Consider the following 18,481-nt stretch of genomic DNA (forward strand, 5'->3'; position numbering starts at 1 on the left):
ATCTGTAGTTTAACAGTCATAAATTCCGTTTTATCATTATTGTTAAAATATTCAGATCTTCCAAAAATAAGAGCCATTTTTGTGTATTTTATTGTTTAACCATTTAAAAAAGGTTATAAATTCTCTAAACGGGCAAAAAAGCATCCGTAATATTCAGTTTGTGGTTATAAATTAGCTCTTTATGCACTAAACCACGATTTTCAGAATGGAAAAATGAATTTCAACTTCATTTAAACTTCATAAATCTGTATTTATTTCGCTATCGAATTAAATCGTTGAGTAACCATCATTTATTGAATTCAATTCGTCTCCGCACCGCGGTTGCAGATTGCTTTTCTAAAAAAAAGACTCCTCAACGAAACTAGTTAGAGAAAAAAATAAATCAGATTAAACCATTTAAGGAAAAAAAATGAAAAGAGTTCTCATGTGCTTAGGCTTGTGTACTTTACTTTACGTAACGGGTTGTACCTCGAAAAAAGAAGAAAAAGAAGAAGTAGCTACTTATGCGGTAACCACGCCGCTGAGAATGGATACTTCGTTTACCAAGGAATATGTTTCGCAGATTAAATCTGTTCGGAATATCGAAGTTAGGGCCCAGGAAAAGGGCTATCTCCAAAATATTTATGTAGATGAAGGTCAGCATGTAAAAGCAGGTCAGTTGTTGTTTAAAATTATGCCGAAAGCAGCCCAGTCTGAATTGTTAAAGGCACAGGCTGAAACCAAATCTGCACAAATTGAACTGGAAAACACCAAATTACTGTCTGATAAAAACATTGTTTCCAAAAACGAACTGGCGATGGCCAAAGCAAAACTGCAATCTGCAAATGCTGAAACCTCACTGGCAAAATTCCATTTATCCAATACCGAAATCAGGGCACCGTTTGATGGTACCATCGATCGTATTCCTTTAAAACTGGGTAGTTTGGTTGATGAAGGTGCTTTGTTAACCAGCCTTTCAGATAACAGCCAGGTTTTTGCTTACTTCAACGTATCGGAACCTGAATATTTAAACTATCAGAGTGCTGCAAAAGCAAAAGGACAGCAAGAAGTTAGTTTATTACTGGCCAATAACGAACTGCTAAAATCGAAAGGTAAAGTGGAGGTAATTGAAAGTGAATTTGATAACGAGACCGGAAACATTGCTTTCAGGGCAAGGTTTAACAATTCTGATAACCTGCTTAGAAACGGCGAAACTGGTAAAATCCAGATGGTTGTTCCCTTGAAAAATGCAATTGTTATCCCACAGAAAGCAACTTACGATATTCAGGATAAAACTTATGTTTTCGTAATCGATAAAAACAATAAAGTGCACTCCAGGGCCATTACCATTGCAGGCGAGCTGCCGGATTTATACATTATCGGCGACGGAATCACCGTAGAAGATAAGATCTTACTTGAAGGTGTACAGAAAGTTAAAGACGATGATAAAATCGCCTTTAAATTCCAGCAGCCTCAGGATGTGATGAAACAATTGAGATTGAAAACAGAATAATCTAAACCCCTCCATACTTATTTTATGTTTAGTAAATTCATACAAAGGCCCGTCCTTTCTATCGTAATATCGCTTATTATTGTGTTTCTTGGGGTATTAGCCATCAGCTACCTGCCAGTAACACAATTCCCATCCATTTCTCCGCCTAAAGTGAATATTACGGCAGAGTATCCTGGGGCAAACAACGAGTTATTAATTAAATCGGTGGTTATTCCGCTCGAGCGTGCACTTAACGGTGTACCAGGGATGAAATATATTGCTTCTGATGCCGGTAACGATGGTGAAGCATCAATTCAGGTAGTATTTAACCTGGGTACCGATCCCAATCAGGCTTCGCTTAACGTACAGAACCGTGTAGCGGCCGTTACCAATAAACTTCCGCCTTTAGTGGTTCGCGAAGGGGTGAAAATCACACGCGAGGAATCTAACATGTTGATGTACATCAACTTGTATAGTAAAGATCCTAAAATGAACCAGAACTTCCTGTACAACTATGCCGATATCAACTTGCTTTCGGAGTTGAAAAGGGTTGATGGGGTAGGTTTTGCCGATATTTTGGGTGACAGGGATTACGCCATGCGTATCTGGCTTAAACCAGACCGTATGCAGGCATATAAAATCTCTGTTGATGAGGTAATGAAATCGCTTGATGAGCAAAGTTTAGAAGCCTCTCCGGGTAAAACAGGAGAGAGTTCTGGTAAACGTTCGCAGGCTTTCGAATATGTATTAAAATATTCAGGTCGTTTTAATACCAAAGAGGGATATGAAAATATAGTGGTTAGGGCAACTCCCAATGGAGAATTGCTTCGCTTAAAAGATATCGCTGATGTCGATTTTAGTGCTTCTGCCTACAATTTGTACTCTACCTTAAACGGAAAAGCATCTGCTGCGATTGTTTTGAAACAATCTTACGGCAGTAACGCCAGTCAGGTAATTAAAGATGTTAAAGCCAAAATGGCTGAGATTAAATCGGCATCATTTCCAAAAGGTTTAGATTACGAAATCAGTTACGACGTTTCTAAATTCCTGGATGCATCAATCGAAAAGGTAATCCACACTTTGGTAGAAGCTTTTATTCTGGTAGGTTTAGTGGTATTCTTATTCCTTGGCGACTGGCGTTCAACCCTTATTCCAGCGATTGCTGTACCCGTATCCTTAATCGGAACCTTTGTGTTTATGCAGTTCTTCGGTATCACACTCAACTTAATTACCTTATTTGCTTTGGTATTGGCCATCGGGGTGGTGGTAGATGATGCAATTGTGGTAATTGAAGCGGTGCACGCCAAGATGGAGCACGACAGGCACCTTTCGGTATTAAAGGCCACGCAACAGGCCATGAAAGAAATTGGTGGGGCAATTATTGCGATTACCTTCTTAATGGCTTCGGTATTTATTCCGGTCGCATTTATGTCGGGTCCGGTGGGTATTTTCTACCGTCAGTTCTCCATTACCATGGCAACGGCCATTATCCTTTCGGGTATTGTGGCTTTAACGCTTACGCCGGCATTGTGTGCCATTATGTTGAAGAACAATCACGGTTCTACCAAAAAGAAAACCATTATTGACCGTTTCTTAGATGGTTTTAATAATGGTTTTAACAAACTTTCGGGTAAATATGAACTGGTATTGAGCAAGGTAGTGAGCCGCAGGATTTTAACCTTTGGCGTATTGGTTGCCTTTTGTTTGGGTGTTTGGGCATTAAGTGGAAGTGTACCATCAGGATTTATTCCTAATGAGGATCAGGGAATGGTTTATGCCATTATCCAAACGCCTCCGGGATCTACTTTAGAGCGTACCGACCAGATTGCAGAGAAACTGCAAAAAATGTGTGAAGACATTGATGGTGTGAAGTCAGTTTCATCATTGGCAGGATATGAAATCTTAACCGAAGGTACAGGATCGAACTCAGGTACCTGTTTAATTAACCTGAAAGATTGGAGTGAGCGTAAACACTCAGCAGCAGAGATTATTGAAGAACTTGAAGAAAAATCAAAATCTATTCCTGGTGCAACCATCGAGTTTTTCCAGCCACCAGCAGTACCAGGTTATGGTGCAGCAGGCGGTTTCGAACTTCGTTTATTAGATAAAGCAGGTAGTGGCGATTACAAAAAAATGGAAACGGTTGCCAACGAGTTTGTACGTGAGCTGAACAAACGTAAAGAGCTTTCATCAGTATTTACTTTCTACAGCGCGAGTTTCCCGCAATACATGTTAGATGTTGACAATGATATTGCGCAACAAAAAGGAGTAAGTATCGATAATGCAATGAATACCCTGTCAACATTTGTGGGCAGTAATTACGAAACCAGCTTTATTAAATACGATCGCCAATATAAAGTAATCGTTCAGGCTTTACCTCAGTACAGGGCTTTACCAGAGGATATCTTAAAACTGTCGGTTAAAAACGACCGCGATGAGATGGTACCTTTCTCGGCTTTCATCAAAATGCGTAAAGTTTATGGTTTATCGGAGATTACCCGTCACAATATGTACAATGCCTCGGAGATCAGCGGACAATCGGCTCCCGGTTACAGCTCGGGTGAGGCCATTAAAGCCATTACTGAAGTAGCTCAGAAAACCTTGCCCAGGGGATTTGGTATCGATTGGGCAGGTATCTCTAAAGATGAGGTATCAAGGGGTAATGAAGCCATTTACATCTTCCTGATCTGTTTAGGGTTCGTATACCTGGTTTTGGCAGCGCAATATGAGAGTTTCATTTTACCGCTTTCGGTAATCCTTTCTTTACCAGCCGGTATTTTTGGTGCATTCCTCTTCCTTAAATTATTAGGATTGGAAAACAACATTTATGCGCAGGTAGCCATGGTGATGCTCATCGGTTTACTTGGTAAAAACGCCGTGCTGATTGTGGAGTTTGCTACGCAGCGCCATGCACAGGGGGCAACGGTGCTTAAGGCGGCCATGGAAGGTGCAAGCGTGCGTTTCCGTCCGATTTTAATGACCTCTTTTGCCTTTATTGCAGGTTTGATTCCATTAATGATTGCCAGTGGACCAGGTAAAATCGGTAACCGTACCATCGGATCTGCGGCTGCAGGAGGTATGCTTTTCGGTACCATTTTCGGGGTAATTGTAATCCCGGGCTTATATTTCATATTCGGAACAATTGCAGCAAAACACAAGCTGATCAAAATTGAAGAAGAACATCCATTAACTGAAGAAATTGAAAACAATGTTTAAGCAAAATATTTATAAAGGCATTGGATTGGTGTTGATATGCGCTGCATATACCGCCTGTAAATTGCCAGAAGTGGCCCAACGCTCCGAAAATAAAAATGTACCTGCAGCCTTTAATGGCTCGCAGGATACAGTAAACACGGCCAGCATTAAATGGCGTAACTTTTTTACCGATCCAAACCTGGTCAACCTGATTGATACCGCACTTAAAAATAACCAGGAGCTGAATATCACGCTTCAGGATATCGAAATTGCCAAAAATGAAATCAAGGCGAGAAAAGGAGAACTTTTACCGAGTGTAACCTATGGTGTAGGTGCTGGATTTGATAAAGTTGGCCGTTATACCAGTTCGGGTGCAGGTGATGCTTCAACAGAAATTACACCTGGTAAAGAAGTACCTGAAGTATTGCCTGACTACCATTTTGGCTTACAAGCCAATTGGGAAGCAGATATCTGGCACAAATTACGCAACTCTAAAAAAGCAGCCATTAGCCACTATCTATCAACGGTTGAGGGTAAGAATTTTGTCATTACCAATTTAATTGCCGAAGTAGCCAATTCATACTATGAGTTGTTAGCGGCCGACAATCAGTTAGAAACGGTAAAAAAGAATATCGAACTACAGAGCAATGCTTTAGAGCTGATGAAAATCCAAAAACAGGCTTCAAGGGTTAACGAGCTTGCTGTGCGTAAATTTGAGGCAGAAGTATTAAGCTCAAAAAGTCTAGAATTTGATATTCAGCAGAACATTACCGAAACAGAGAATAAAATTAATTTCCTGTTAGGCCGTTATCCTCAGCCGATCATCAGGGATAAATCTAATTTTACCGATCTGGTTCCGCCAACCGTGCAAACAGGTTTACCTTCGCAGTTATTGGCTAACCGCCCGGATATTAAACAGGCCGAATTCGAACTTGCAGCAGCTAAATTGGATGTTAAAGTAGCCAAAGCGCAGTTTTATCCATCTTTAGGCATTTCTGCAACCATCGGTTACCAGGCTTTTAATCCTTCTTATTTATTAAGAACGCCAGAATCTTTGATCTATTCGTTAGCAGGAGATTTAGCCGGACCACTGATCAACAGAAATGCTATAAAAGCAGAATATTTAACAGCGAATGCCAAACAGTTGCAGGCAGTTTTTGATTATGAAAAAACCATTTTAAATGGCTATATTGAAGTCGCCAATCAAATGTCAAAAATCAGCAATTTGCAAAAAAGTTACGACCTGAAATCGAAACAAGTTGCTGCACTTACACAGTCGATCGATATTTCGAACGATTTGTTTAAATCGGCAAGGGCAGATTATTTTGAGGTGTTGATGACCCAACGTGATGCATTACAATCGAAATTAGAGTTGATCGAAACCAAAAAACAACAGTTAAACGCTGTGGTAGATATTTATCACGCCCTGGGAGGCGGATGGAACTAGGTTAATACCAGTAATCATTAAATAAATACAATATTCTTTGAAGTCTTATTATCCTTATATTCAATCAGGCTGTTCCATTTGGAGCAGCCTTTTTTATTCCCCTCTTTTAGAGTGTCTGCTCCGGTTTTTTTCAGAGGGTGTCCGCCAGGACGGGGTGTCTTCTCGCAATTTCACCAACACCTATTCCTAAAATACGTTGAGTATTTCGCGATTCCGTTTCGAACTGGAATAGCCTTTTTTCCCTTTGTTCATTTATTTATCATAAAATTCATTTTGCAAACAATGCCATTTGTCTGCGGTTATCTGTATCATAGAATTTATCATTATATCTGAAATAAAATGGGAAAAACAACATTTAAATTTGGCGAATTAGAAGTTAACCGTTTAGGTTATGGAGCGATGCAATTAACAGGTAAAGGTGTTTTTGGCGAAGTGGAAGACCGCGAAAATGCAATAACGGTTTTACGCGAAGCAGTTGCAAATGGCGTTAATTTTATTGATACAGCTGAAGCTTACGGACCAAAATTTAACGAATCGCTTATTGCCGATGCATTATCACCTTTTCAAAAAGATGTTTTTATAGCTACTAAAGGCGGTTTTGACCGACCAGGTCCAAACAATTGGGTGCCTAACGGTGCGCCAGAAAAAATCAGAGAAGATATTGAAGGAAGTTTACAACGCTTAAAAGTAAATTCAATCGATTTATGGCAGTTGCACCGTATTGATCCTAATGTGGATATTGCTAAAACCCTTGCGCCAGTGGTAGAGGCCGTAAAAGAAGGTAAAATAAAAAATGTAGGATTATCAGAAGTTACCATCGATCAGATTAAGCAGGTACAGGATATTTTGCCTATAGTTTCTGTACAAAATTTATATAACCTTAGCAACAGGGAGTGGGAGAGTGTTTTAGATTTTACTGCAGAACAAGGTCTGGCTTTTATCCCTTGGTTTCCCTTGGCTTCCGGTCCGCATAAGTTAGAGGATAAAATTAAAGCCATTGCCGAAGAACACAAGGCTACAACCGCACAGATTGCTTTGGCCTGGTTATTAAAAAGATCATCAAATATCCTTTTGATCCCTGGAACAAAATCTGTAGAACATCTAAAAGAAAACTTAAAAGCCGCAGAAATCGAGTTGACTCAAGCAGAATTTGAAAGTTTAGCGCAATAAGAATGGAAAATTCCCCGCGATCGTCATTTTCAGCAGAAAGATAAACCGCGAGAAATCGTCATTGCGAAGGCTTTTTCAGCCGGCGAAGCAATCTTTATAGAAGAAACTTCATGCATCAAAGATTGCTTCGTCGTTCCTCCTCGCAATGACGATCTTTCTTGTGATTTTTAGACTTAGCGCCTTCACTGGTCTTAGCGTCTCGCTAAGACTTTTGTTTTATACAGGAGAGAGCAACTGATTGATAGGCAGCGAGGAATCGTCATTGCGAGAAGGCTTTTTTAGCCGACGAAGCAATCTTTACAACGATCGCTAGAAGTGGGCCCGTTAAGATTATTTCCTTGAAAATCGGCACTTGCTGTGCCACGCAATGATGAAATTCACTTAGCTTCTCATAGCCATAGTTAAATCTTATATTTTATCATTTATTGAAAATTTTGTAGGATATTTAAACATGAAAAAAGTCTTCCTAACCACCATCATTTTATTTTCTATACTATTTCAAAAATCCATGGCGCAAAATAAAACAGAAAATGTACCTGCAGTTTTAAACCATATCGCTGTTTATGTAGCCGATTTAAACACAGCCACTACTTTTTACGAAAGTGTTTTCAACCTGAAAATCATTCCAGAGCCTTTTAAAGATAACCGCCATACCTGGTTTACTTTAGGAGCTGCCGGACAATTACATTTGATTCAGGGCGCAAAAGGCAATGAAACATTTGATAAAAACGGACATTTATGTTTTAGTGTTCCATCGGTTGATGATTTTGTAAAGAAATTGAATGCTAAAAACATCAGTTTTGAAGATTGGGCGGGCAAAGAAAAAGGCATTACCATACGTGTTGATGGCGTAAAACAGATTTATTTCAAAGATCCTGATGGTCACTGGCTTGAAGTAAACGACGCGAAGTAAATTTTTTACTACGTGTTAACTTTCTTTGGTCTCATCACTTATCTTTAGTGCCTAGCCCTATAACTCATGAAAATATCTTGCCTTAAGCATCTTTTTGCACTCCTTTTACTTGTTGTGGTAACGCAACATTCAAATGCCCAAAATGAAAAAGCAGAAGCTGATTTCAAACAGGTTATGGAGAAATACAGTGCTATTGGTGCTTCAGTGGCGGTGGTTAAGGCAGGAAAAATCATTTATACCCACTCCTTTGGCTTAAAAAACCTCGAAAATAAACAGGCATTAAGCGATCAGGATATTTTTAGGATCGCGTCCATTTCGAAATCTTTTTCAGCAACATCCATCATGCAATTGGTAGAGGAGGGAAAAATCCATTTAGATGATGATTTCGGTGATCTGGTAGGTTTTAAAATCAGAAATCCAAAATTTCCTGATCAGAAAATTACCTTAAAAATGGCTTTATCGCATACCTCCAGTTTAAACGATTCGCAGGGTTATTTAAACCTCGATGTAATTAATCCGGATAAAAACCCAGATTGGGCAAAATGTTATAATGATTATTTACCCGGAAGTAAATTTGATTACTGTAACCTCAATTTTAACCTGATCGGAACCATCATAGAGAAAAAATCGGGCGAGCGTTTCGATAATTATTTAAAAAACCACGTGCTTAAACCTTTAGGGCTTTATGCCGGTTATTGTGTCGATTCTTTAGATAGCACCCGTTTTGTGAGCCTGTACGAATATCATGCTGATACAAAATCTTATAGTCCTTCGCCAACCGCTTATGCTTCAAGGAGAGCTGAAATTGCAAATTATGTGATGGGTTATAGCACGCCTATTTTTTCACCAACAGGAGGGATGAAAATCTCTGCAACCGACCTGGCTAAATACATGATCATGCACATGAACTATGGCACCGCAAATGGCGTTAAAATTATAAGCAAAAAAAGCGCTAAGCAAATGCAAACCGCTTTAACTGATGATGAAGGTTATGGTTTTGCCATCAGAACAGCAGATAACCTTATTCCGGGGGTTAAGCTTAAGGGGCACACAGGCTCTGCTTATGGCTTATACAGCACCATGTTTTTTAATCCGAAAGAAAAATTTGGATTCGTAATCATCACCAATGGTATCAATGCCACCTATACAGATGGTTTGCCTGATTTTAGCCGCGCAGCAATTAACAGTTTATACCAATTTTTCGTTAAGTAACGCTTATAGTAAACTTGACAAGCCGTTTTTATTGGAAAAGGCCGTTAGAATTTTAATGCAGGCTTTGGGATGATTGATGTTATCGCCTTTCACTTTATCATCAAAAACACTTTTCACAGGAGCCAAATCTATTAAATGTGAACAATCTGTAATTGGGAATTTTTCCGTTTTTATCAGATTCCTGTTTTCGTTAATCTTGTAATCCATCTTCTCCATTATTGATTTGCAAATCTTTGATAAGTACTTCCAGATTTAATTTTCTCCATCATTAAATACTCTTTCAATATTGAAAACTCCATGCTTTGAATGGCTTTTACAACCGATTTTAGTTTCTCACCTGTTACCCCTAAGCGGGCAGCCCAATAATTGCGGTCTTGTTCGTCTGCGATTTCGATAAATTCTTTCCTCGCATTCATCGAATTTATTTGATATTCCATTTTTATGAATTTTTGGTTAGTAATACTCAAGAAACAGTAATAAATTGCTTTTGGTTTTGGAGTTTTGTCAGTAAATTCTCAGATAAATCAACATTATTGTCGGATGGTTAAAAACTGGTGAACATTGATGAATTTTCGTCAAAAAAAACATCAAAATGTTAGATTTCAGCATATCTATAGCAGGATAATATTTACTTTAAAAAAGAGTAACATTTTCCTTACAAAACATTTGCTTTTGTGATTTAGCCTGATTATTATTGTATTGTAATATAATTTTTACAATGCTAAATCATTTTCTAACCGGCGCTCCAAGTCTATCCTTGCGCCAAAAGTTTTATCAGGATAATCGTTTTGTATTATCCATCTGGGTTGTGATTACCCTGATTTTTGTAATCGATTCGTGGGCAACGCATCGGTACAATAATTACCTCATATTCGAAAATACATTTAGAAATCTCCTTCACGAAAGGTCATTATATGCCCATTATCCAGCCTATCATGACGATACCAACCACTATGGACCAATTTTTAGCTTATTGATTGCCCCCTTTGCCATTTTTCACAATTGGGTAGGCTTGCTATTGTGGAATTTGTTTAATTGTTTTTTACTTTTTAAAGCCATCCAAACCCTGCCCTTAACTCAGGATCAAAAGGTAGTGATTGGCTATATTGCCATTCCCTGTTTGATCGAATCTATGCTGAACCAGCAATTTAATGCCGGAGAAGGTGCTTTAATGATATTCAGTTACACACTTCTTAACAAAAATAAAGGCCTTTGGTCTGCACTCTGTATCGTTTTGGGCACATTTATCAAGCTTTATGGTATTGTTGGACTGGTGTTTTTCTTTTTCGCAAAGAAAAAACCCGAGTTCATTTTATGGCTTATTATATGGTCGCTCATTATATTCTTATTGCCCATGTTGTTTGCTTCGCCTGATTATGTGGCGCATTGTTATGTGGATTGGAAAAACTCACTCGTTGGTAAAAATATGCTCAATGTTTTAGGCGAAGGAATCGATATTTCGATCATGGGTTTCTTCAGGCAACTTTTAGATGAACCCGGAATATCCAATTTTCTTTTCCTGGCGCTTGGCTCTTTGATATTCATGTTGCCCTTTAAACGCATCACTAATTTTGAAAAACAAAAGTTTCAACTGATGATTTTATCTTCTGTGTTACTTTTCCCGGTGTTGTTTAGTACGGGTGCTGAAGATTGTACTTTTATCATTTCCATTACCGGGGTGGGGATATGGTATGTAAAAGAAAATAATAAAGCCATGAAAAGAGTGTTGTTGCCTGTTTTGCTTTTCATTACCTGTAATTTTCCCTTACTATTATTCCCGGCTTTTGCCAAATCGCATCCTTTATCGCTTGCGATCATCAGTTTACCTTATTTCCTCGTTTGGCTTAGGGTTATTTATACCGCTACTAAAAATAGGTTCGCCTATGCAGAAGAAACAGAACCCGAAATGGTTACTGCGCTAATAGATTAAGTTTAAATTTTTATTTTTTTAGAGGTTTTGATGTCCGTTATAAAATGGATGTTAAAACCTTTTTTGTTATCAGGCTGTTTTATAGCAATCTAATCAAAAATATTATGGATGATAAACAAAAAAACGGGAGTGCTGATCGCGGTAGGATCAACATTAACGAAGGTTATGAGCTTGATTATTGGTCTAATAAATTTGGTGTGAGCAAAGATAAACTAAAAGCAGCAGTGCAAACGGTTGGTACCTCTGCCCACGCGGTAGAAGATTTTTTAAAAAAATAAAATATTTATTATGAGTCTGGAAAAATATGTTGCCAAGCGCGATTTCTCAAAAACGGCAGAACCCAAATCAGGTAAAAGCCGCGATCGGAGCAAGTTACACTTTGTGATCCAAAAGCACGATGCATCTCGCCTGCACTACGATTTCAGACTCGAAATGGAAGGCGTTTTAAAAAGCTGGGCGGTGCCAAAGGGTCCTTCAACCGATCCCAAAACCAAACGTTTAGCCATGATGGTAGAAGACCATCCTTACGATTATAAGGATTTTGAAGGCATTATCCCACAGGGTGAATATGGAGGCGGAACCGTGATTGTATGGGATGAAGGTACCTACGAGCCGATTGAGGTTATAAAAGGCAAAAAAGCACAGGAAAAACATCTGTTAAAACAGTTAAATGAAGGCTCTTTAAAAATTAAATTGAATGGAGAAAAACTTCACGGCGAATTTGCGCTGGTTAAAACACATGGAATGGGCGAAAATGGCTGGCTACTCATCAAACACAAAGATGATTATGCCTCCACAAAAGATATAACCAAAGAAGATAAATCGGTGCTTTCCGGAAAAACCATCGAAAAGATGGAAAAAACATCAGATAAGGTGTGGAAGGAAGGAAAAGAGCAAAAAATAAAGCCTGAAAAAAAAAATCCTGAGCCAAAGGTTAAAAAAGAAACAAAACCTGTAGGAGATGATAAAAGCATTAATGTAAAAGCCATTCTTAAAAAAGCACCAAAATCGGCCATGCCGAAAAACATTAAGCCCATGTTGGCTACATTGGTGGATGAACCATTTGATGATCCAAACTGGCAATACGAAGTAAAATGGGATGGATACCGCGCTTTGGCTTTTATCAACAAAGGAAAAGCAGAACTGTTTTCGAGGAATAATAAATCATTTAACGAAAAATTTTATCCCATTTACGACCTGCTTAACGAATGGAAAATTAATGCCGTTTTGGATGGAGAAATTTTAGTGTTGAATGATAGGGGCATATCCAATTTCGGTTCATTACAAAACTGGAGAAGTGAGGCAGATGGGGAACTTGTTTTTTATGTTTTCGATATCCTTTGGTATGAGGGCAAAAACCTGATGGAGTTGCCGCTTGATGAGCGCCAGGCCATTTTAAATGATGTGCTACCAACTGATGATGATCGTGTGCGTTTAGGGAAAGTTTTCAAAGCCAGTGGAGTCGATTTTTTTGATGCCGCTCAAAGAATGGGTTTGGAAGGCATCATCGCTAAAAAAACGGATAGTACTTATGCTCCCGACCGGAGATCGAAAGAGTGGTTAAAAATTAAAGTACACAAGCGCCAGGAGGTGGTGATAGCCGGTTTTACAAAAAATGCCGATACCTCCAAATCTTTCAGTTCGCTTTTACTGGGCGTATATGAAAAAGGAAAATTGCAGTATGTAGGCAAGGTTGGTACCGGGTTTTCGGATAAACTGCAAAAAACAATGATGGAGCAGTTTAAGCCCATTATAATAGATAAAAGTCCTTTCGAAAGTATCCCTGATGTAAATAAACCTTCGCGGTTTAGGCCAAATCCGCCAAAGGCAAAAGCCACCTGGTTAAAACCGCAATTGGTTTGCGAAGTAGCATTTACCGAAGTAACCGATGATGGCGTTTTCCGTCATCCATCTTTTCAGGGTATGAGAGAGGATAAAAAAGCGAAAGAAGTAGTCCGTGAAGAGGAAAAACCTACGCAAAAGGTTGTTGATGAGGTTAAAGAAAAAGAGGAACATACCGATGCCATAAAACCACCTAAAGGAAAAGAACCCAAAACCTTATTAAACCCAAAAGATGAAACGCAGGTGAGAAAAATAAAAGGCCACGAGTTGAAATTTACCAATCTGAGCAAAGTTTATTGGCCAGAAGATAAAGTAACCAAAAGGGACATGTTTAATTATTATTATCAGGTTGCTGAATATATTTTACCTTATCTTAAAGACCGGCCCCAATCGCTTAACCGTTTTCCGGGAGGGATCCACGGGCCGAGTTTTTACCAGAAAGATGTTAAGGGAAAGGCACCGGAATGGGCGGAAACTTTTCCTTATGAAAATGGCGAGGGGGAAAAAAAGGAATACCTGGTAGGTACTGATGAAGCTTCTTTATTATGGATGGCAAGTTTGGGCTGTATAGAAATGAATCCCTGGTTTAGCCGCGTACAGCACCCCGATAACCCTGATTATTGCGTAATTGATCTTGATCCGGATAAACACACTTTCGATCAGGTAGTTGAAGCTGCCCTTGAAACCAAAAAAGTATTGGATGCCATTGATGTGCCAAGTTATTGTAAAACCTCAGGCTCAACCGGCATGCACATTTACATTCCTTTAAATGCTAAATACGATTATGACCAGAGTCAGATGTTTGCTAAAATCATTGTGAACCTGGTGCATAAACAGATTCCTGAATATACATCTTTAGAACGAATGGTGGCTGCCAGAAAAGGTAAAATGTATCTTGATTTTTTACAGAACAGGCCAGGGGCAACCATCGCAGGACCTTATTCTTTGCGGCCAAAAGTAGGGGCAACGGTTTCCATGCCTTTGCATTGGGATGAAGTAAAACCCGGCTTGAAAATGAAAGACTTTAATATTTTTAATGCCTTAGAGCGTTTAAAAGTTGAAGGAGATCTTTTTAAAGGAGTTTTAGGCAAAGGTATTGACTTGAAAAAAGCTATCAATAAAGCAAAAAGTGTTTTTGGATAAAGATGAATGATCTTTTCCCGCTTTCATTATATTTGAAAAAAATTAAAAAATGATAGCACACCACGTTTTATTCTGGCTTAAAGCCGATACCACTGAAGAGCAAAAAACTGCTTTTCGCAATAGTTTACAAACATTAGAAAAAATTGAAGTTGTTAAAACTTTTCATATTGGCGTACCTGCACCAATTGAGCGTGCTGTGGTAGATACCACTTATACTTTCAGCCTGATTTTGTTCTTTGAAGATCTGGCAGCGCATGATGTTTACCAGGTTCACCCTTTGCACAAAGCTTTCTTAGACGAATTCAGGGTTTATTTTGAAAAGGTTGTTATTTACGACGCAGAATAATACAAAATGCCTCCAATAAAATGGGGGCATTTTTTTTAAAGCTTTTATAAATAATCGATTTTTATTATTTGGAATTATTCTAAATAATATGATATTTGTGTAATCTATCGATTATTTCAAAAGTTATCAATTATGTGTAAAACAACTGTTCTGGCCCAAAATGCAAACATTACCATTGCCCAATGCAATAATTGCAAAGTGTTAAATATATGGCGTTCAGGTGTGCTGATGAACTTTTCTTTTGAGCAGTTTGATGCTTTTTACCTGGCTACCAAAAAACTAAACTTTGATGATTATGTAGAGAACCGGCCCGATGGTAAACAGGTAGTGATCTTATCTACGCCCTTTCCTGATATCAGTTTGGTTTTTACAAGAAATGAATGGTTCGAATTTTTTACCAAGATAGATGAGGCCCTCTACATGAAACGTATTTATGAATTGATGTGTTGCTAATTAAAACTACAATTGTGTATATTCGTTACTTATTTATAAGTAATTTATGATACTACAAAACCAAAGCATTTTGGATTGCGTAAGTATGACAAACGGCAATCTCATGGAAAAAAGCGCTACACTAATCAAAAGAGCATCTATCAATGTAAATGTGTTGGATAGCATTAAAATCGGCGATTTATTGGCTGATGAATATGGTAAATCCGGTAAGGTTTGTGAAATTGAAAAAATAAACCGTCATGGCGAATATCATTACTACTTTAAGCTGCTAAAATCAGGTACCATCCTGATTATTCTTTAATTCTTTCCTCCTTTAACAAATTGATTATATTCGTGTTATGAGAAAATGTCTTATAACATTGTGTTTGTTATTATTTGTTAATCAGGTTATTTTAGCCCAAAGCATTAAAGGGAATTTCGCCATTAAAAACGTGCTTACAGGTATGTTGCTTCGTGTTAAAGATGCCAGTGGTAAAAATGGAACGCCATTGGTGGCTTATGAACCGCAGAACTGGAAATGTATGACCTGGAACTTTATTGCTGTTGAGGATAACACTTATCAGTTAAAAAATCTATTCACCGGGAAAACTTTTCAGCCAAAATCTGCTGAGCTAATTTTAGAGGAACAGCCTTTAACCTTAGGTAACAGTAATCAGCAATATGAATTTGAACCTGCCGGAAAAGATATTTATTTCATCAAACTCAAAGGAACAGATCTTTACCTTACGCCCGAAGATAAAAAAGGAGCTATAAACTCAGCCATTATCCTGCCAAAGAAAACGAAAACCAAGGAACAGCAATGGACGATATACGAACAAGCACCGACCATGTAGATGAATTTGCTACATAAATAGTGCAATTTATAGCTTTTAAATACACATCGCTTTTGAATACGTATATTAGAACTGTCGTATTAGAACTATGCCAAATAATCAAGATCATTTCTATTCCAATCTTCCAACAAATAAAATTCCTTTACACCGGCTATTGGTTAAAAAGCAGCTATTTAGGCATGTACCTGCAGATTGGCATGTCATTATCACTGATATTAAAAGTTCTACAGCTGCCGTTAATGCAGGTTTGCACGAAAATGTAAATCTTATTGCCACAGGTAGCATTGTTGCTGTGCTCAATATTGCTTTTAAGGCCAGTATTACGGTGCCGTTTTTCTTTGGGGGTGATGGTGCAACTTTTATCGTACCACCTGGTATTGTAGATGAGGTGATGAAATCGTTATTGAGATATAAGAGTAACACCCGCGAAAATTTTAATCTCGATTTAAGGGTTGGGATTGTACCTTTAGCCGAAATTTACGCAAAAGGAAATAGCCTTCAGATCTGCAAATTTAATAGCTCCGAAACCTTTTCAATCCCGATTGTTTTGGGTGATGGTTTGGCTTATGCCGAAAAAATGATAAAGGGGGATGATTATTTATTGTCGGGTCACGATACTGCCAACGAAGAAATAGATTTAAGCGGCATGCAATGCCGTTGGGATAAAATTGAACCACCAGAGAATAGCGAAGAAATTGTAACCCTGATTGTAATTGCCCAGGATTACAGGCAGCAGGCAGAAGTATTCAGTAAGGTCATCCGTCACCTCGATCAGATTTATGGTACCCCAGAAAAACGCCAGCCAATTTCGGTTTCTAAACTAATTTTCAGGACAAGTTTTAATAGCCTGGGGCAGGAAATGAAACACCGTTTAGGGAAGATTAAATTTTTTGAACTCGTTAAATCCTGGTTCATCAATATTTACGGTTACATCTATTTTCGCACTGAGCGCGGCAAAAATTACCTTAAACAACTCGTGGCCATGTCTGATACTTTGGTAATGGATGGAAGGATCAACACCGTGATTACCGGAACGGAAAAACAGCGTTTAGCCTTACATAAGGAATTGGATATACTGGAAAACAAACAAGAAATTTTATATGCGCTCTATGTAAGCGGTGAGTCAATCATGTCATGTTACGTAAGGGATCTGGAAGATGATCACATTCACTTTGTTGATGGGGCAGAAGGAGGTTACACCCAGGCAGCCGGAATATTGAAACAAAAAATACGCGGAAAAATGCAAAAGATGGATAACATTTAAGAGTACGCCCAAACATTTACGACGGCTACTTGTATGTTATATACCTAAAATATTACAAAAGGTAAATCACGATAAGCATTTTAATCTTCAAATATCCATGGGCCGTCATTCTTCCAGCGTTTTAAGTAGCGATCAATTATTAAATGTACTTGCTTTATCAAAAGATGCAACGGCCATTTATACTTCGGAAGATATTGTGATCGAAATGGCAAATGATGCCATGATTGCTTTTTGGGGAAAAGACCGGTCGATTATCGGTAAACCTTTGGAAGAAGCTGTACCGGAACTGAAAGGACAACCGTTTATCGATATGCTCAAAAATGTGCTGTTGACTGGTATTACTGATCAGGGGGATGCCGTTCCGGCTCAAACCATGAAAGATGGGCAATTGCACACCGCTTATTATAGTTACGAATACAAGGCAATAAAAGACGAATCGGGCTTGCCATATTGTATTTTACATACGGCAAGCGATGTTAGTGATATGGTTCTCGCCCGGCAGATTATTAAAGAAACTGAGTTGCAGCGTGAGGCCCTGGATGAAGAACAGTTAATGATCAGTATTAAAGAAGACCAGCAGAAACATGATTTCATCAGCATGGTAAGCCATGAGTTAAAAACACCGCTTACTTCTATTAGCGCTTATGTACAGCTATTGCAAAGTAAACCTTTAACAGATGGTTTTTTAATTACTACGCTGGATAAAGTGCAGAAACAGATCCGAAAGATGACCACCATGATCGGTTCGTTTTTAAATGTATCACGTCTTGAATCTGGAAAAATTCAACTCATCAGGTCTGATTTTGACCTCGATAAACTTATTTGTGATGTAGTGGAAGATGCCCGTTTGATCGATTCTTCCTATCATATCAGTTTTATTGAAGGTGAACCTAAAATGGTGAATGCCGATCGGGAAAAAATGTCGTCTGTGATTTCAAATTTAATCAGTAACGCCATAAAATATTCGGCGCAGGGCAGCACTATATGGATTGAATCTGAAGTTGTTGGCGATAAAGTAAACGTGCGTGTAACCGATAACGGAATTGGTATTCAGGAACAAGATGTGGAAAGGCTTTTCGACCGCTTTTACCGGGTAGAAAATCAACTGACCAAAAGCATTTCGGGTTTTGGCATCGGTTTATACCTCAGTGCCGAAATTATTAACCGCCATAACGGCAAAATATGGGTAGAAAGTAAGTATGGCGAAGGTTCTACCTTTCATTTTGACATTCCTCTTGTTGTTTAGCTGATTAAATTCAAAT

Annotated in this window: 16 protein-coding genes; 15 read left to right on the top strand and 1 reads right to left on the bottom strand. The window is 38.5% G+C overall.

The genetic code is table 11. The features are described 5' to 3' along the window. Nucleotides 1-409 precede the first annotated feature (409 nt). The 6 genes from H9L23_RS08155 to H9L23_RS08180 all read left to right on the top strand — a co-directional run bounded on the left by H9L23_RS08155 (nucleotide 410) and on the right by H9L23_RS08180 (nucleotide 9,408). Nucleotides 410-1,492, top strand: coding sequence for an efflux RND transporter periplasmic adaptor subunit (locus tag H9L23_RS08155; RefSeq protein ID WP_187594490.1), 1,083 nt, complete (start codon nucleotides 410-412; stop codon nucleotides 1,490-1,492). 24 nt (nucleotides 1,493-1,516) lie between these two features. Further along, entirely contained in the window at nucleotides 1,517-4,687 is a 3,171-nt protein-coding gene (locus H9L23_RS08160; RefSeq protein WP_187594491.1) for an efflux RND transporter permease subunit, read from the top strand. After that, nucleotides 4,680-6,113, top strand: a complete 1,434-nt coding sequence (locus tag H9L23_RS08165; RefSeq protein ID WP_187594492.1) for a TolC family protein — start codon at nucleotides 4,680-4,682, stop codon at nucleotides 6,111-6,113. Before H9L23_RS08160 ends, H9L23_RS08165 begins: the two co-directional genes overlap by 8 nt. A gap of 339 nt (nucleotides 6,114-6,452) precedes the next feature. Then, nucleotides 6,453-7,283, top strand: coding sequence for an aldo/keto reductase (locus tag H9L23_RS08170; RefSeq protein ID WP_187594493.1), 831 nt, complete (start codon nucleotides 6,453-6,455; stop codon nucleotides 7,281-7,283). Between the two features lie 451 nt (nucleotides 7,284-7,734). Continuing rightward, complete coding sequence (locus H9L23_RS08175; protein WP_246474886.1) at nucleotides 7,735-8,196, top strand: VOC family protein; 462 nt, start codon at nucleotides 7,735-7,737, stop codon at nucleotides 8,194-8,196. Nucleotides 8,197-8,262: 66 nt separating this feature from the next. Next, on the top strand, nucleotides 8,263-9,408 hold the full coding sequence (locus tag H9L23_RS08180; RefSeq protein ID WP_187594494.1) for a serine hydrolase domain-containing protein: 1,146 nt from the start codon (nucleotides 8,263-8,265) through the stop codon (nucleotides 9,406-9,408). A 215-nt stretch (nucleotides 9,409-9,623) separates the two neighbouring features. Here the strand turns inward: H9L23_RS08180 and H9L23_RS08185 are convergent, their stop codons facing one another. Further along, nucleotides 9,624-9,845: a DUF3606 domain-containing protein gene (locus tag H9L23_RS08185; protein ID WP_187594495.1), complete on the bottom strand. Its 222-nt coding sequence runs from the start codon at nucleotides 9,843-9,845 to the stop codon at nucleotides 9,624-9,626. Nucleotides 9,846-10,126: 281 nt separating this feature from the next. On the opposite strand from H9L23_RS08185, the gene H9L23_RS08190 reads away from it, so the two are divergent. The 9 genes from H9L23_RS08190 (at nucleotide 10,127) to H9L23_RS08230 (ending at nucleotide 18,465) form a co-directional block, all read left to right on the top strand. Further along, on the top strand, nucleotides 10,127-11,338 hold the full coding sequence (locus H9L23_RS08190; protein WP_187594496.1) for a glycosyltransferase family 87 protein: 1,212 nt from the start codon (nucleotides 10,127-10,129) through the stop codon (nucleotides 11,336-11,338). A gap of 104 nt (nucleotides 11,339-11,442) precedes the next feature. Beyond that, a complete protein-coding gene (locus H9L23_RS08195) occupies nucleotides 11,443-11,616 on the top strand; it encodes a DUF3606 domain-containing protein (protein WP_223191057.1) in 174 nt (57 codons plus the stop codon). 10 nt (nucleotides 11,617-11,626) lie between these two features. Continuing rightward, entirely contained in the window at nucleotides 11,627-14,323 is a 2,697-nt protein-coding gene (gene ligD / locus H9L23_RS08200) for a DNA ligase D (RefSeq protein WP_187594497.1), read from the top strand. A gap of 49 nt (nucleotides 14,324-14,372) precedes the next feature. After that, nucleotides 14,373-14,669, top strand: coding sequence for a Dabb family protein (locus H9L23_RS08205; RefSeq protein ID WP_187594498.1), 297 nt, complete (start codon nucleotides 14,373-14,375; stop codon nucleotides 14,667-14,669). A 132-nt stretch (nucleotides 14,670-14,801) separates the two neighbouring features. Continuing rightward, a complete protein-coding gene (locus H9L23_RS08210) occupies nucleotides 14,802-15,122 on the top strand; it encodes a hypothetical protein (RefSeq protein ID WP_187594499.1) in 321 nt (106 codons plus the stop codon). Nucleotides 15,123-15,225: 103 nt separating this feature from the next. Then, a complete protein-coding gene (locus H9L23_RS08215; RefSeq protein ID WP_187594500.1) occupies nucleotides 15,226-15,423 on the top strand; it encodes a hypothetical protein in 198 nt (65 codons plus the stop codon). A gap of 64 nt (nucleotides 15,424-15,487) precedes the next feature. Beyond that, entirely contained in the window at nucleotides 15,488-15,955 is a 468-nt protein-coding gene (locus tag H9L23_RS08220; protein WP_223191058.1) for an RICIN domain-containing protein, read from the top strand. A gap of 88 nt (nucleotides 15,956-16,043) precedes the next feature. Next, nucleotides 16,044-17,219 carry a DUF3095 domain-containing protein gene (locus H9L23_RS08225; protein WP_187594502.1) on the top strand — a complete coding sequence of 392 codons (1,176 nt, stop codon included), beginning with the start codon at nucleotides 16,044-16,046 and terminating at the stop codon, nucleotides 17,217-17,219. Nucleotides 17,220-17,316: 97 nt separating this feature from the next. Continuing rightward, nucleotides 17,317-18,465, top strand: a complete 1,149-nt coding sequence (locus H9L23_RS08230) for a PAS domain-containing sensor histidine kinase (RefSeq protein ID WP_187594503.1) — start codon at nucleotides 17,317-17,319, stop codon at nucleotides 18,463-18,465. Nucleotides 18,466-18,481: the final 16 nt, after the last annotated feature.

It is taken from the genome of Pedobacter roseus, assembly GCF_014395225.1.
GTDB classification, from domain to species: Bacteria; Bacteroidota; Bacteroidia; order Sphingobacteriales; family Sphingobacteriaceae; genus Pedobacter; species Pedobacter roseus.